Source organism: Aquimarina discodermiae, from assembly GCF_040786235.1.
Lineage (GTDB): Bacteria > Bacteroidota > Bacteroidia > Flavobacteriales > Flavobacteriaceae > Aquimarina.
The window spans coordinates 21,867-38,472 of the sequence record NZ_JBFMKP010000015.1 but is presented as its reverse complement, the minus strand read 5'-3'; the positions used below and the strand labels follow the sequence as shown (position 1 = coordinate 38,472).

Here is a 16,606-nt window from a genome sequence, read left to right as displayed (position 1 = left end):
GTGAAAATATTAGATTGGTACATACTTAAAAGATATTTGGGAACATTTTTCGCAATGATTCTTCTTTTTATTCCCATAGGAATTATAGTCGATCTTTCTGAAAAAATAGACAATATGATAGAGCATAATGTGCCTGTTGATATTGTTATAGGCTACTATCTGGATTTTACAGTCTATTTTGCCAATTTATTATTCCCGCTTTTCGTATTCTTATCGGTTATTTGGTTTACTTCTAAGCTTGCCAATAAAACCGAAATAATTGCTTTTTTAAGTTCTGGTGTCTCATTTTGGAGGTTCCTAAGGCCCTATATGGTAGGTGCAATTATTATTTGTCTTGGAGCATTAGCGATGGGATTATTCTTAGCTCCCAGAGCTAGTCAGGGTTTTAACGAATTTAAATACACCTACCTTAATAAAGGTAGAAAAGTACAGGAGACCAGAAATATTTATCGCCAGATTAATGATAGTACATTCCTGTATGTTAACCATTTTAAGCCTTTAGAAAAAACAGCTACCAATTTTACTTTAGAGTATTTTAAAGGGAATACACTTGATACCAAAATATCTGCCAGAAAAATTGTTTTTAAGGATAGTATTTATGAATTAACAGATTTTGTTAAACGTAAAGTATTAGGAAATAAAGACATCATAGAAAGAGTTAAATCAAAAGATACCGTATTACCCTTTAATATAGATGAATTCACACCTGTTACCTATGTAGCAGAAACACTTACTTATACAGAGTTAAGTAAATTTATCGAAAAGGAAAGCAAAAGAGGCTCCTCTGATATTAATCGATATAAAGTGGTTGCATATAAACGTTGGAGTATACCTGTATCAGCATTTATTCTAACCATAATCGGAGTAGCTGTCTCTTCAATGAAAAGACGAGGAGGAATGGGGATTAATCTTGCCGTTGGTATTTCATTAGCATTTATTTTTATTTTTTTCGATAAAGTATTAGGGACCATGGCAAATCAATCAGATTTCCCTCCTATAGTTGCGGTATGGTTTCCTAATTTCTCTTTTGGAATTTTAGCGATATACCTTTTGTACAATGCCAAACGTTAAGCTTCAGAATTATTTACATCTTCATTTTATCATATTTATATGGGGATTTACAGCAATTCTGGGAGAATTAATAACCATAGAAGCATTACCACTCGTTTGGTATAGAATGCTTTTGGCATCTGGTTTTATTTACTTATTTATTTTTGCGAAAAAAATTTCATTAAAAGTCTCCAGAAAATTGTTTTTCATTCTGTTTTCTGCAGGAACCATCATAGCTTTACACTGGATTGCTTTTTTTGCAGCAATTAAAGTTTCGAATGTATCCATCACATTATCTGTACTATCATCTGGGGCATTTTTTACATCTATATTAGAACCTATATTTTATAAAAGAAAACTAATATGGTACGAAGTTGTTTTTGGTATCTTGGTAATTGTAGGGCTCTATATTATATTTAAAGTTGAAGGAGATTATACGCTTGGCATTTTATATGCATTATTTGCAGCTTTTACATCTTCTATATTCTCATTAATCAACGGAAAGGTAGCACAACAATACGATTCATCGATGATTTCTTTTTATGAGCTTTTAAGTGGTGTTATCTCTTTAAGTCTTTATATTCTGGTAATGATGTTATTTACACAAGAAAAAAATGAAATTGTAGTTTCTTTTTTTCAAATGAGTACATCAGACTGGGTATTTCTATTTTTATTAGCTTCGGTTTGTACAGCATATGCTTTTATAGGCTCTGTACATGTAATGAGATACTTAAGCCCCTACACGGTAATGTTAACCACCAATTTAGAACCCGTTTATGGAATCTTACTAGCTTTTATTATCTTTGGAGAATCAGAAAAAATGAATCCCCAATTTTACTACGGAGCCCTTATTATTCTTGGCACGGTGCTACTTAATGGCATATTTAAAAACAGGAAAGGCAAAAATTAGGCAAAACTATAGGTAACATTACCGAGTAAGTTTTTATATTTGTCCGCTAACCCTAGTAAAAAAAATATATTCTTATTATGGAATATTTAGAATTTGAACTCCCCATAAAAGAGCTTGAAGAGCAATTCAAAAAAGCTTGTGCTATTGGTGAAGAAAGTGATGTAGATGTAACTGACACCTGTAAGCAGATTGAAAAAAAACTAAAGGATACCAAAAAGGAAATATACAAAAACCTTACTCCCTGGCAACGCGTTCAGTTATCCAGGCATCCATCTAGACCTTATACCTTAGATTATATAGACGCTATTTGCGGAGAGTCTTTTTTAGAATTACATGGAGATCGTAATGTAAAGGATGACAAGGCAATGATCGGAGGCTTAGGAAAGATCGGTGACCAGAGTTTCATGTTTATAGGTCAACAAAAAGGATACAATACCAAAACAAGACAATATCGTAATTTTGGTATGGCTAATCCTGAAGGATATAGAAAAGCATTGCGCTTAATGAAAAGTGCAGAAAAATTTGGAGTTCCTGTAGTGAGTTTTATAGATACTCCAGGAGCTTACCCAGGATTAGAAGCAGAAGAACGCGGACAAGGTGAAGCTATTGCTCGCAATATACTTGAAATGACCCGATTAAAAGTACCCGTAATTGTAATCATTATTGGAGAAGGTGCCAGTGGTGGAGCCTTGGGAATCGGTGTTGGAGACAAAGTATTGATGTTAGAAAACGCATGGTATTCTGTAATTTCTCCAGAAAACTGTTCTTCAATTTTATGGAGAAGCTGGGAGCAAAAAGAACTTGCCGCAGAAGCATTGAAACTTACGGCCAAGGATAGTGTTAAACTAAAGGTAGTTGATGAAATTATCAAAGAACCTTTGGGAGGTGCTCATAGTGATAGAAAAGTGACCTTTAAAACTGTTCGAGATAAAATTTTGGCTTCGTACGAAGAAATAAAAAACTTATCACCAGAAGATTTGATCAAAAATCGTATGGAAAAATATGCTAACATGGGAGACTTTAAAGGGTAACCCCTAAGAAAACACTTACTGACCAAATCTGAAGTTCGTAGCTTCAGATTTTTTTATACTTATTAACAGTAAAATAAACTTATTAACAGCTTATTTGTTAAAGACTGGTGGACATTCGTATCTTTACAAGTAAGTATATCTCTTTACAATTTTTTTACATTCGTAGTCATGGAAAAAGTACAGCAAACTCAGCAAGTTAATTACGGTCGGGGGAACGTAATTTCGCTAGAGAAAGGAAAAATACCTCCTCAAGCAGTTGATTTAGAGGAAGTTGTGCTTGGAGCAATGATGATTGACAAAAAGGGCGTTGACGAAATTATTGACATACTTAATCCCGATGTTTTTTATAGGGAAGCACATCAATACATTTTTGAAGCTATCTTTAAACTCTTTGAAAACTCTGAGCCAATTGACTTATTAACGGTTTCAACTCAGCTAAAAAAAGATGCAAAATTAGAATTAGCAGGCGGAGATTATTATTTGGTACAATTAACCCAAAAAGTAGCTTCATCTGCTCATATAGAGTTTCATGCAAGGATTATATTACAAAAATATATCCAACGAAGTTTAATTAAAATATCGAACGAAATTATAGAAGAGTCTTATGACGAAACGACCGATGTTTTTGATCTTCTGGATATGGCAGAATCCAAATTATATGAAGTTACTCAAGGAAATATAAAAAGATCCACAGAAAGTGCTCAAAATCTTGTTATACAAGCAAAAAAGAAGATACAGGAAATATCAAACAAAGAAGGATTAAGTGGAATTCCATCTGGCTTCGATAGGCTGGATAAGTTAACTTCGGGTTGGCAGCCAAGTGATTTGATCATCGTGGCTGCCCGTCCGGGTATGGGAAAAACAGCACTTACCCTATCTATGGCAAGAAACATGGCCGTGGGACAAAATATACCTGTAGCGTTCTTCTCTCTAGAGATGTCATCTGTACAGTTAATTACACGTTTAATTTCATCTGAAACAGGACTGTCTTCAGAAAAACTACGTACTGGTAAACTCGAAAAACATGAATGGGAACAACTTAATGTAAAAGTTAAAGATCTAGAAAAAGCGCCTTTGTTTATAGATGATACACCATCTTTATCAATTTTCGACCTTAGAGCAAAAGCAAGACGATTATCCTCACAACATGGTATTCGAATGATCGTTATAGATTATTTACAGTTAATGACCGCAGGAGGAACGGGTAAAAATGGAAATCGTGAACAGGAAATTTCTACTATTTCTCGTAACTTAAAAGCATTGGCAAAAGAACTAAGTGTACCAGTAATTGCGCTTTCTCAGTTATCTCGTGCTGTGGAGACACGTGGAGGCAGCAAAAGACCTTTACTTAGTGACCTTAGGGAATCTGGAGCAATTGAGCAGGATGCTGATATTGTATCCTTTATTTATCGTCCCGAATACTATAAAATTGATGAGTGGGATGATGAAGAAAGATCTCCAACACAAGGGCAAGGAGAATTTATTGTAGCAAAGCACCGTAATGGTGGTTTAGAGAATATTAGGTTAAAATTCATCGGACATTTAGGTAAATTTGATAACTTAGATGATTTTAGTACTCCGTTTGAGTTTCATTCTAAAATGAACGAAGGTGAAAACAAGGAAGAACCTTTTGATACAAGTCACCTACCTAGTGCAGATGAAGCTTTTGGAAGTAGTTTGAATGATTCTAACAATGATGAGGATGAAGTACCGTTCTAATATAGAGCGGTAAGATTAAGATTTGGATATTTTACACAATCTCAATCTCACATTTCTCTATAAATAGAACTTATGTTTACAATAACATCATATTATATGAGATTTTTTACGACTGTTGTTTGCTTTCTTTTAGCAATACAGTCGTATGCTTCTTATATATTAATTCCAATGGACGCAGAAAGTCAACAAAACCATTTAAAAGCGTATGGTATCACCTATTGGACGCTAAGTAATGACTTAAAAGTAAAATGGCTTTTAAACTATAGAGGCGGATCTTTTCTCATGCCAGATACCGAAACCATCAGAAAAGAATGTACCATTCGAGGGGTATCCTATGAAATTATTAGCGATGCCGAAACAAATGAAATTCTTGAGGAAGTCGAAAGCCCTTCTCAAAACATGGAAGCTGTTGTTTTAGAAAAGGCGCCCAAAATAGCAGTATATTCTCCTAAGGGAAATCAACCCTGGGATGATGCCGTAACTATGGTATTAACATTTGCAGAAATTCCTTATACCACTATCTACGACAAAGAAGTTTTAGAAGACAATCTTATTTTGTACGATTGGTTGCATTTACATCATGAAGATTTTACAGGTCAATATGGTAAATTCTATGGTCGCTATAGAGCGACCCCCTGGTATATAAAAGAAAAAGCCTTGGCAGAAAAGTCAGCCAAAGAACTTGGTTTTCAAAAAGTTTCTGAACAAAAACTTGGAGTTGTTTTAAAAATTAGAGATTATGTTGTAGGAGGTGGATTTATGTTTGCCATGTGCAGTGCTACCGATAGTTTTGAAATCGCATTGGCTGCAGAAGGTATAGACATATGCGAACCTATGTTTGATGGAGACCCAAGTGAACCCGGATACCAATCCAAAATAGACTACACAAAAACGTTTGCTTTTAAGAACTTTACACTAGAACGTAACCCAAGGATATATGAGTTTTCATCTATAGATATGACCAGAAATCGTCGTATCCCAAAAACAACCGATTATTTTACCTTAATGGATTTTTCTGCAAAATGGGATCCTATTCCAACGATGCTCTGCCAAAATCATACGGCTCTGGTAAAAGGATTTATGGGACAAACAACCGCATACAACCCAAATGAAATAAAATCTAACGTATTAGTACTTGGAGAAAACAAAACTAATAATGAAGCAAGGTATATTCACGGAATCAAAGGAAAAGGTTTTTTTACATTTTACGGAGGGCACGATCCCGAAGATTATCAACACTTTGTAGGCGACCCTAAGACCGAACTAGAGCTACACCCCAACTCACCGGGATATCGACTCATACTAAACAATGTCCTGTTTCCTGCTGCAAAAAAGAAAAAGCAAAAAACTTAAATAAGTTTTAGATAGTAACATCACTATAAACCGTGATTCATTTGTCTACCCGCTTTTCTAATTTTGTAAGCATAAATACTTCGAAGAAAGTAGCTAATTAAAAACTATATGACTAAAAAAGTATTGATGATATTAATTACCGTTTTTATAGTTCTGGCAGTAATAGTCGTTTTAGGCATTTATGGGATATACCGCTTTTTAAGCTCCAATCGATTAGGTGAATTAATAAACGAAGAAAAGTCTAGTTCTTATTATTATAACCCAAAAGAAAAAAAGACTATTTATAGCCCGATGGGAAATTGGTTCGAGCTAGGAAAAACCGAAATGAATGTTGATCATGCTACTTTTCAGGTTTTGGCTGAGAATTATGCTAAAGATCAAAACCATGTTTACCATAAGTATACGACTATTGACTTTGATGTAGATATTCCTTCTTTTGAAATCAAATATGATTTTGTACCTATGGACAAAAACCATGTATACGTTATGAATGGTTTTTATTTTTCTGAAAATTCTAAAGAAGGACTTACCATTTTGGAAGATGCAGATCCTAACAGTTATATACAGTTAAATTATCATTGTGCCAAAGATCAAAACCATGTATACTTCTATAATAAAAAAGTACCAGATATTGAGGTAGCAACTTTTGAAATACTAAATGACAATTTCATGAAAGATACTCACTTTGTATGCTACTTTAATGAAGAAAAGATCATGCACAAAATCAATGCAACTGCAAAAAACACCCAAAGCTTACCACATGATTATATACGAGATGATAAAAATATATTTGCCTATAGATATTATGTAGGAAACAATCTAACAGATATTGTAGATAGCATCATTACAATTCCGTTTAAAGATGCGACAACAATTGTTGTACACAGCGAGAAATACTTAAGTACAGATAATATAGTATATTTTGATGCTTTAGCAATTGATGGAATCGACGCCACCACTTTTGAATTTATTAATGGTGATTGGGCAAAAGACAAAAACAATATTATTGCATCAGGAGAAATTATGGAAGGAGGAGATGTTGAAACGTTTACATTTGATGAAAACCTGTTTAGATATAAAGATAAAAACTTCATCTATGATTATGATAATGGCAAGTTAATCAAGAAACCACGTAAAAAATAGTAGTTTATAATGCTTAGCTAAAAAATTACTATAGAAGGTTTAAATAGTGTAAAAGATACCTATTATTAAAGTTTGACTTATCATCGATCTATTTATAACAATCTTTTAAATAGGCAAAGCGACTTTTTTATTAATTAAGTTAATTATAAATTAAATCACGTTAGGTATTCGTTTTAATGCGACTAAAGCATTTCAAAATTTCAAACGTCATCTTATTATGAAAAGATTACCATTAATTTTATTAGTGTTTACATTGATAATTTCATGTAAACAAGAAACAAAAACAGAAAAAACGACTGCGGCTTCAACAGAAAAAAAAGAAGAAATCATACCTGATCATAGCAATACTTTCCCAAAAGATATTGCTGCCGTTTTTGAGGCCCATGGAGGAATCCATAAATTTGATCAAATGAATACATTGGTCTTCGAAATAGCCAATCCAAAAGGAGCAGAAAAGCACACCACAGATCTTAAAACACGCCATGCACGTATAGAAACAGACAAGTTTGCTCTAGGGTTTGATGGTGATGAAGCCTGGCTAGAACAAGACTCTACCTATTTTAAAGGAAACCCTCGCTTTTACCATAACTTAATGTTCTATTTCTATGCTATGCCATTTGTACTAGGAGATAATGGAATTACTTTTGAAAAAGTTGATGATCTAAAGGTTGATACGACTTCTTATCCAGGATATAAAATAACCTATGGGCAAAATATTGGAGATTCACCAAAAGACAATTATTTTTTATATTATGATGAAGCTTCCAAAAAAATGAAATTTTTGGGATATACTGTTACATTTTTCAGTAAGGAAACTAGTGAAAAAATTAGTTTAGTAGAATATGCCGACTGGAACGAGGTAAATGGCCTCCTATTACCCAAAACTCTAAAATGGAGAACCTATGAAAATGGAGTTGTTGGAGATGTAAAAAGTGAAAAACACTTTGTAAATGCATCTATTAAAAAAGAAAAGCCTACCTCATCACTATTTAAAAAACCAATTCAGAAAGATGAGCAACCTCAATAGTTTCGAATACTATTTATAAAAGTCCTGAATCTTCAACTTTATAAAGATTTAGGACTTATGTCAAATAAATATGGTGCTCCTGCACACTGCGGGGGATCAACATCAAAAAATATAATGCTCCTGCGCACCGCGGGGGATCAACATCAAAAAATATAATGCTCCTGCACACTGCAGGAGATCAATATCAAAAAATATAATGTTCCTGCACACTGCAGGAGATCAATATCAAAAAATATAATGCTCCCGCCAGCCGCTAGCTATTGCTTCATTTTATTTAGCTTTATATTTATCACGATATCTTTTCCATAGCTTTGTCTGGTGGCTCTCTAAACTGATTTCGCGTCCTTGAATAAATGCCTTTTCTAATTGATTGGTTCTCATATCTAATGCATCTCCTAAAGAAATAAATAACGTAGCATCTTTACCAATTTCTAGCGTACCAGTAAAATTATCAATCCCTAGAATTTTTGCACTATTACCTGTTATTAATTGCAATGCTTTTTCTTTATCCAAACCATGAGCTGCTACCGTTCCTGCCTGAAATGGCAAGTTTCTTGCATTGGCTCTTTCCATTTGTCCACTATTTTGTATGGCAACTAATACACCTTTATCCATTAATAGTTTTGCATTTTTATAGGGTAAATCATAATCCTCATCTTCTAACTTTGGATTACTATGTGTCCTAGTTATTAAAACCGATATATTGTTTTTCTTTAACTGATCTGCTACTTTATACCCTTCATAAGCACCTACTAGCACTATCTTTTTAAAACTATGTTTTTTTGAAAAATTAATTACATCCACAATTCCTTTTTCAGAATTAACATGAACAAACAACGTTTTGGTCCCATTAAACAATCCTTTCATAGCCAAATATGGCAAATCACCTTCTAATTCTGGGTTATTTAGTTGGGTAGTTGCATATGACTGGTTTATAAAATCCTCTAGCTCCGTCACTTGTTTTACATATTCTTTATTAGGCTTATATCCAGCATCCTCTCCTAACCACCAACGTCCTCTTTTATATATGCTTGGCCAATTAATATGTATTCCATCATCCATTTTTAGAACTGCATCTTCCCAATTCCAGGCATCTAACTGTACAATCGACGATGTTCCTGATATTCTTCCCCCTCTCGGGGTTACTTGAGCTATCAGCACTCCATTTGGACGCATACTCTCTACAATTTTACTCTCGGCATTGTATGCGATGATACTTCTTATATGAGGATTAAAAGTACCTATTTCACTATCATCATCGGTTGCTCTTACGGCTCCAATCTCTACCAAACCTAAAGTAGAATTAGGCGCAATAAAACCGGGATACACATGCTTTCCAGAAGCATCTATTACTTTACCTTTTACAGAAATTGCGCTCCTGTCCCCAATAGCAATTATCTTACCTTGCTCAAAGACAATACTACTGTTTTCTATAACTTCACCATTTCCTATATGTGCTATAGCTCCAACAATAGTAATGGTTTCACTTTGTGACTTTGCCGGAGTTTGTTGCGCTATTATTTTCCCAACAGAAAAAACCATCAACAATATTATGTATATTATTTCCTTCATCATCTTATTTAATTAATGGTTTCTAAAGTTTCACATTCAAAATGCTGCTTTTCCTTTTTCTTTGCTGGTTGGGTTTTAAGACCACTATTTTTTGCTTTCAACAACATTGCAGATAATTTATTTCTTTCTCGAGCAATAGACTTTCTCATTATTTTATCCTTTTCAAGATCAAAATACACAGCTCCTTCTATAATAGTTTTTTCAGCTTTGGCATAAATTGATAATGGATGGTCTGTCCAGAGTACAATATCAGCATCTTTTCCTACTTTAATGCTTCCTACACGGTCGTCGATATGCAATAATTTGGCGGGATTAAGAGTTACAAATTTTAATGCTTCTTCTTCACTAACTCCCCCGTACTTTATAGATTTTGCTGCTTCTTGATTTAAACGTCTCGACATTTCTGGATCGTCACTGTTAATAGCAGTCAAAACACCTTGGTTGTGCATAATGGCAGCATTATAAGGTATTGCATCATTTACCTCGAACTTATAAGCCCACCAATCAGAAAAAGTAGAACCGCCTACCCCATGTTTGACCATTTTATCTGCAACTTTATACCCTTCTAGAATATGTGTAAAGGTATTTATCCTGAAATCAAATTTTTCTGCAACCTTCATTAACATATTAATTTCACTTTGTACATAAGAGTGGCAACTAATATAACGTTGACCAATCAATATTTCTGCCAGCGTTTCCAATTCTACATCTTTGCGATATGGTTTTTTGCTGTTTTTAAGTTTATGATAGGCTTTGGCTCTGGTAAAATAATCCATATATAATTGCTCGACCCCCATTCTTGATTGCGGAAAACGACTAAAACTTTGCCAATTACTCTGTTTTACATTTTCACCAAGTGCAAACTTTATAAATTTGGGAGCATTAGAAAACAAAAGATTGTCTGCATTTTCTCCCCATTTAAGTTTTAATATAGCCGATCTACCTCCAATAGGGTTTGCAGAACCATGAAGAATCTGAATAGACGTTACTCCCCCCGCCAAATTGCGATAAATATTTATATCATCCGGAGAAATAACATCTTCTATAGTTACCTCTGCAGAAGAGTTATGTCCTGCTTCATTGATAGCTGCTGCTGCAATATGAGAATGTTCATCTACAATACCTGCTGTAATATGTTTCTCTGTAGCATCAATAACTTTAGCATTTCCAGCATTAAGGTTTTTACCAATTGCATTAATTTTTCCGTTTTTAATCAACACATCGGTATTTTTTAAAATACCATCTGTTTCATTAGTCCAAACGGTTGCATTCTTAAATAGCATATCTTCTTGCAATGGTAGCTGAGTAAGACCATATCCTACATTAGGGTATGTTACTTTAACAATTTCTGGTTTCTCTTCTTTATGGTTTGTTGCTTTATTCTCTTTTTTTCCTTTATTAACCTTCTCTTTTTTCTTCGCAGTAAAAGTACTTACAAGCCCGTTTGGCAAAATGGCTTTACCTTTTAGTAAATCAACTCCTTCAACTACAGAAGATACCAATCTAGTAAATTGTGTTTTAGTAGTATCTACATCGGTAAAGGTAATAGATATCCAATCATTTGTATAAGTCATTTTTGTACCCAACTTACTATCTCCTAGCTTTATTTCGGCTTTTGGTTTGGAGGGTTTTCCCGAAATCGATAGATCATACACTTTTCCTGCAATAGTAAGGTCATACTTTCCTGTAAGATCAATAATATCCATATCATGAATAACATTTTTATGACCTTGCACCCAATTTTCATAAATAACATTCTCTTTAGAAAACAATTCTCCTTTTGTTATCAAAAAATTAGCGTAACTCCCTTTTTTAATACTTCCTAAAAGGTCACTTTTTCCCAATATTTTTGCAGGAACTGTCGTAAGAGCTGCAATGGCTGTTTTTTTATCCAAGCCATATTCTATCGCTTTTTTTATACGGCTTTTTAGGTCTGTTATCTTTTTTAAATTATGAGTAGTAAAAGAAAAAGTAATATTATTTTTTGATAATACTGAAGGGTTTGAAGGAGCTTGATTCCAATGTCGCATATCCCCAAGGCTTAACATATTTGCCATAAAAGGGTCTGAAACATCATAGGCTTCAGGAAAATTTAAAGGAATTATATACTTAGCGTTCGTATTTTTAACCTCGTTTATTCTTGCATATTCATCTCCTCCACCCACAAGAATATATTGTGTATTAAATTGATCACCTATTTTATCTGCTCTAAAACCATTTATTCTACTTTCTGCATCAAATATCTGTGGTAAATTCTTATTTTTATTAAAAGCTTCCAACGCCAAATCTTTATTTTTTGCATTACCAAGTTGATACCAGGTTGCATCATGGTATAGCTGCCTTAGTAATGCAATCCCTCCCATTAGCGAGGTAGGATATAATTGTTTACTTTTTTTACTTTTCTCAAAAGAGAAAAACTGTGCAGAGCGTTCACTTATTATACGATCTCCCTGTGTCCCATGACTATTTAAAGCTATTAGAGCACCGGTGCCTCTTACAATACCATCTGGCATATGTGTATGAAGCACCCCAAATCCTTCTTTTATATATTCTTCTGCTTTTTTGGTGTTGTATTTAAAATGAGTCAATGCATCGGTTTCGGGTCGTATATGATCATTCCAATAATATCCTTCTCTAGAAGAACCATATTGAGGATTACCCGACCATGGGCTTCCTCCTTTACCTTTGGGTTTTTGAACTCCAAAATTCGTAAAAGGATCTATAAAAGAAGGATAAATATGCTTTCCTTTAAGATCAACTATCACGCTATTTGAAGGAATCGATACCGAAGTACCAACAGTAATTATTTTTCCTTTCTGAATTATTAATGTTCCATTTTTAATTTCGGTATCAGGAGTCGTATGTATAACCGCATTTTTAAAAACTGTAAAATTTGATTTCGAAGTATGTACTCCATCATTTTTCGGAAAATATTCTTGTGCTTTCAAATTCGCAATTACACAAACTAAAGCAAGCAATGCTATTTTTTTTCTCATATGATTTATTGTAAACAGATTTTAAAGATACTTTTTGACAAAGAAAAGCATAGGTAATTAATAATTATTTAACAAGAAGGTCAAATACAATTTTGATTAATCATTTTTGTCAATTATGCGTAAACTATTTTATACAAAAAAAAGGCTTTCGATACCGAAAGCCTCTTTTAAAATTTATATCATAATAGTTTAGAATGGTTTTATTCACTCTTAACTTCTTTATCATCAGAATCTAAATGATTATTTATCCCATCACCATCATCGTCATAAAACGTAATTTCATCTAGCGTTATTACTCCGTCATTATTACTATCTACCACTTTAATTTCATTTTTTGTAGGCGTACCATCATTATCATCATCAGCATCAGAATAATCAGAAAAATTATCTCCATCTGTATTATCATCTGTATCTGATATCAATAATCTATCATTATCTATATCTTCAAGGTATGAAGGTATTCCATCAGCATCGTGATCAGATTGATTTACTTCATATAACTGTATATTAAAAACCAACGGTGTGTAAGCAGTAATCCCCACAGGAGGTTGATTAAAATATCCCAGGCCAGAAGGTATAAAAACAGTAATATTACCATAATCATCATTATACTTTACGGTTCCATCAGCATTTTCACTAAAACCAGAAGCTCCTCTATAATCTACTAATGATTCTCTCCACCCTTCTATAACTGTTGTTTGATCGAACCAAACAGGACTTACTCTATTATCAAAGACTCTTCGATCCAGATCATTATTATCCACAGGATCCTTATCATCGATAATACCATCATTATCTGTATCTATTTTACCCGCATCTAATCCATCAATACCATCATCATCTGCATCACTATTATCGGCAATACCATCTCCATCTTTATCAGGGCGCGTACTTGCTCCACTGGCTAGCTCATTTCCATCATCATCAGAGTCCACATCAGCAATATTTGGTATCCCATCTGCATCCCTATCTTCATTGTCATATAACTCTTCTCCTTTATAAGTCACCAAAGTAGAATCGGCAAATGTTGGTTTTTCCTTCTCGGTAGCACCACCTGCAATTTTAAGAACATAAAGTTTGTATTCTACACCATCTCTATTAATTGTTTTGGTTTCTAGTAATCCCGTTTCACTAATTGGTGTTTTATCGGCATTATCACCTGCAATGGTATCAAATTGTCTTGTTACATATTCGATTTGCCCATCGTTGTTAAGATCTACTTCTACATCCACATAAAAATGAGTATCGAAATAAGCTTGAAGTTTTGCATCGTCTGTTTTTTGTTGTTCAGCCCTATCTCGAGGAGGTATAATAGTAGGTTCATTATCACCATCATCATCTTTATTACAACTAAATAAAGTTATTATAGTAAGCCCAGCGGCATAAATATAATTTCTTACTTTCATCTGATTACTTTTTTGAAGGCGCAAGATACAATTTTCTTGTACTTTTGTTTTATTATTTACTAGAGATTACTTCTTTTTAAATCTTTTTTATGCGAATTGATAAATATTTATGGTCTGTCAGGTATTACAAAACTCGAAGTATTGCCACCAAAGCATGCAAGGAGGGTAAGGTTCGAGTAAATGAACAGATTGTTAAACCGTCTAGAGAGGTTTATCCTACCGATAAGATTACTGTACGCAAAAATCAGATTAATTATGAACTTGTCGTACTTGACACCCCTGATAATCGAATAGGAGCAAAATTAGTCGACATTTATCGTAAAGACACCACTCCGAAAGAAGCGTTGCAAAAATTAGACCTTTTAAAATATTCGAAAGATTATTATCGAAAAAAAGGGACGGGAAGACCTACCAAAAAAGATAGAAGAGATATCGACGATTGGTTTATTGATGATTCACATAAAGATAGTGAAGAATGAACCCAAACAAAAATTACTGGAAAAGTCGCTACCAAAACCAACAAACAGGGTGGGACATTGGTTTTGTTTCTCCTCCTATTGCACATTATTTTGATCAATTAGTAAATTATAATCTCAAAATACTTATTCCTGGCTGTGGAAATGCGTATGAAGCAGAATACCTTTATCGTAAAGGATTCAAAAACGTATTTGTGCTTGACATTGCCAATGAGGCTCTAGAAAGCTTTAAAAAGCGATTTCCAGATTTTCCTTCAGAAAATATAATCTGCGCAAATTTTTTTGAATATCATGATACTTTTGATTTAATTATTGAACAAACATTTTTTTGTGCACTTGCACCCGATCAAAGAAATAGTTACATTACTAAAATAAAAAGCCTTTTGGCACCCAAAGGAAAGTTAATAGGTGTTTTATTTTCAAGAGAATTTGAAAATGAAGGACCTCCTTTTGGAGGCACTAAGAATCAATATAAATTACTTTTTACAAAGCATTTTTATATAAAAACACTTGAAACATGTTATAATTCTATAGATGCACGCATGGGTAACGAACTCTTTTTTATATTTGAAAATTCAAAATAAATACTCTATACAAAAGTATTTATTTCGAATTTATTTTGTTTTTCTAACATCTTTCAACATTCTAAAAATATGCAAACCGATCTTACTAACATCATTCTTACTCATGAGCAAATACAACATAAAATTAGACGCATTGCTTATCAGATCTATGAATCTAATGTTGATGAAAAAGAAATTGTAATTGCGGGGATTGCCGAAAACGGGTATATTTTTGCACAGCGATTGAAAGCTATTTTAGAAAATATTTCTGAAATCAAGGTCATTTTATGCCAGGTAACCATGAATAAAAAATCACCTCATAATACGGTAAAAACATCTATTGAAGCAAATGAATACCAAAATAAGCCTATTGTACTTGCCGATGATGTTCTTAATTCTGGTACAGCGCTAATATATGGTGTAAAGCATTTTCTTAATGTTCCTTTAACCCGATTTAAAACAGCTGTGTTAGTAAACCGAAATCATAAAAAATACCCTATTAAAGCAGATTTTAAAGGCATTTCTCTTTCTACTTCCTTACACGAGCATGTTGTGGTCAAGTTTGGAGAAGAAGATATGGCGCTTTTAAAATAAAAGCTCTATAATCTCTTCTGAGATCTGATCTGCATTTTTTGCATCGGTTATCACTTTATAATTTGCTTGATTATAATAGAAGGCTCGTTCGAACAGATGTTTTCTAATAAAATCTTTAAGCTCTTCTGTGGCTTGGGTATGACTAATTAATGGGCGTTTATTCTTTTCTTTAAAAAGTCGATTGACCAATTCATCTAATGAAGTTTGCAAATACACACTTTTCACATTTTCATTTTTTAAAACGATTTCGAGATTATTTCCAAAACATGGAGTACCACCTCCCAAAGAAATCACAGTGCTATTTTTTGCCTTTAAAACCTCATTAAGGTATAAAGATTCCTTTTTTCTGAAATAAATCTCTCCATGATCTTTAAAAATTTCTGAGATTGATTTTTCTTCTTGAATTTCTATAAAATCATCCAAATCCAAATAATCAAATTTTATTTTTTTAGCTAAATCATTACCTATCAATGATTTTCCGCTACCCATATAACCAATTAGCACTATATTCATACGCCCAAAATTAATTAGATAATACTCAAAAAAAAACTTCACGAAAAAAAAATGTAAAAATATCTCGATTTCTTCTTGAAAAATAAATTAATGATAGTATATTTGCACCCGCATTCAAGGAAAGAATGTATGACCTGGTAGCTCAGTTGGTAGAGCATCTCCCTTTTAAGGAGAGGGTCCTGGGTTCGAGCCCCAGCCCGGTCACTAAAAAAATAAACATTAATTATTTTGTTTATTTAGTTCTTTAAAAATA

14 protein-coding genes and 1 tRNA gene are annotated in these 16,606 nt (G+C 33.3%); 11 read left to right on the top strand and 4 right to left on the bottom strand.

The window, feature by feature from the left end:
• From ABW636_RS11045 to ABW636_RS11015, 7 genes are all read left to right on the top strand, one after another.
• A complete protein-coding gene (locus ABW636_RS11045) occupies positions 1 to 1,071 on the top strand; it encodes an LptF/LptG family permease (RefSeq protein WP_367590050.1) in 1,071 nt (356 codons plus the stop codon).
• The gene (locus ABW636_RS11040) at positions 1,058 to 1,960 is read left to right on the top strand and encodes a DMT family transporter (protein ID WP_367590049.1); all 903 of its coding nucleotides are present in this window, start codon (positions 1,058 to 1,060) and stop codon (positions 1,958 to 1,960) included. Before ABW636_RS11045 ends, ABW636_RS11040 begins: the two co-directional genes overlap by 14 nt.
• Before the next feature lie 77 nt (positions 1,961 to 2,037).
• A complete protein-coding gene (locus ABW636_RS11035) occupies positions 2,038 to 2,991 on the top strand; it encodes an acetyl-CoA carboxylase carboxyltransferase subunit alpha (protein WP_367590048.1) in 954 nt (317 codons plus the stop codon).
• A gap of 168 nt (positions 2,992 to 3,159) precedes the next feature.
• The gene (dnaB, locus tag ABW636_RS11030) at positions 3,160 to 4,710 is read left to right on the top strand and encodes a replicative DNA helicase (protein WP_367590047.1); all 1,551 of its coding nucleotides are present in this window, start codon (positions 3,160 to 3,162) and stop codon (positions 4,708 to 4,710) included.
• 96 nt (positions 4,711 to 4,806) lie between these two features.
• Positions 4,807 to 6,063, top strand: coding sequence for an asparagine synthetase B (locus ABW636_RS11025; protein ID WP_367590046.1), 1,257 nt, complete (start codon positions 4,807 to 4,809; stop codon positions 6,061 to 6,063).
• Between the two features lie 108 nt (positions 6,064 to 6,171).
• Positions 6,172 to 7,206, top strand: a complete 1,035-nt coding sequence (locus ABW636_RS11020) for a DKNYY domain-containing protein (RefSeq protein ID WP_367590045.1) — start codon at positions 6,172 to 6,174, stop codon at positions 7,204 to 7,206.
• A gap of 217 nt (positions 7,207 to 7,423) precedes the next feature.
• Positions 7,424 to 8,233: a hypothetical protein gene (locus ABW636_RS11015; protein ID WP_367590044.1), complete on the top strand. Its 810-nt coding sequence runs from the start codon at positions 7,424 to 7,426 to the stop codon at positions 8,231 to 8,233.
• A 270-nt stretch (positions 8,234 to 8,503) separates the two neighbouring features.
• Here ABW636_RS11015 and ABW636_RS11010 read toward each other — a convergent pair whose 3' ends face one another.
• From ABW636_RS11010 to ABW636_RS11000, 3 genes are all read right to left on the bottom strand, one after another.
• On the bottom strand, positions 8,504 to 9,805 hold the full coding sequence (locus tag ABW636_RS11010) for an amidohydrolase family protein (protein ID WP_367590137.1): 1,302 nt from the start codon (positions 9,803 to 9,805) through the stop codon (positions 8,504 to 8,506).
• A gap of 8 nt (positions 9,806 to 9,813) precedes the next feature.
• Complete coding sequence (locus tag ABW636_RS11005; RefSeq protein WP_367590043.1) at positions 9,814 to 12,801, bottom strand: amidohydrolase family protein; 2,988 nt, start codon at positions 12,799 to 12,801, stop codon at positions 9,814 to 9,816.
• A 200-nt stretch (positions 12,802 to 13,001) separates the two neighbouring features.
• Positions 13,002 to 14,207 (bottom strand): FKBP-type peptidyl-prolyl cis-trans isomerase, encoded by a 1,206-nt coding sequence (locus tag ABW636_RS11000; protein WP_367590042.1) that lies wholly within the window; start codon positions 14,205 to 14,207, stop codon positions 13,002 to 13,004.
• 89 nt (positions 14,208 to 14,296) lie between these two features.
• Between ABW636_RS11000 and ABW636_RS10995 the strand changes: the two genes are divergently transcribed.
• From ABW636_RS10995 to ABW636_RS10985, 3 genes are all read left to right on the top strand, one after another.
• On the top strand, positions 14,297 to 14,686 hold the full coding sequence (locus tag ABW636_RS10995) for an RNA-binding S4 domain-containing protein (protein ID WP_367590041.1): 390 nt from the start codon (positions 14,297 to 14,299) through the stop codon (positions 14,684 to 14,686).
• Positions 14,683 to 15,267, top strand: coding sequence for a methyltransferase domain-containing protein (locus ABW636_RS10990; protein ID WP_367590040.1), 585 nt, complete (start codon positions 14,683 to 14,685; stop codon positions 15,265 to 15,267). Before ABW636_RS10995 ends, ABW636_RS10990 begins: the two co-directional genes overlap by 4 nt.
• Before the next feature lie 69 nt (positions 15,268 to 15,336).
• Positions 15,337 to 15,840: a phosphoribosyltransferase family protein gene (locus tag ABW636_RS10985; protein WP_367590039.1), complete on the top strand. Its 504-nt coding sequence runs from the start codon at positions 15,337 to 15,339 to the stop codon at positions 15,838 to 15,840.
• Here ABW636_RS10985 and ABW636_RS10980 read toward each other — a convergent pair.
• Positions 15,832 to 16,353, bottom strand: coding sequence for a shikimate kinase (locus ABW636_RS10980; protein ID WP_367590038.1), 522 nt, complete (start codon positions 16,351 to 16,353; stop codon positions 15,832 to 15,834). The two genes, ABW636_RS10985 and ABW636_RS10980, sit on opposite strands and share 9 nt — an antisense overlap.
• Before the next feature lie 131 nt (positions 16,354 to 16,484).
• Between ABW636_RS10980 and ABW636_RS10975 the strand changes: the two genes are divergently transcribed.
• Positions 16,485 to 16,557: transfer RNA gene (locus ABW636_RS10975), tRNA-Lys, on the top strand.
• Positions 16,558 to 16,606 lie beyond the last annotated feature (49 nt).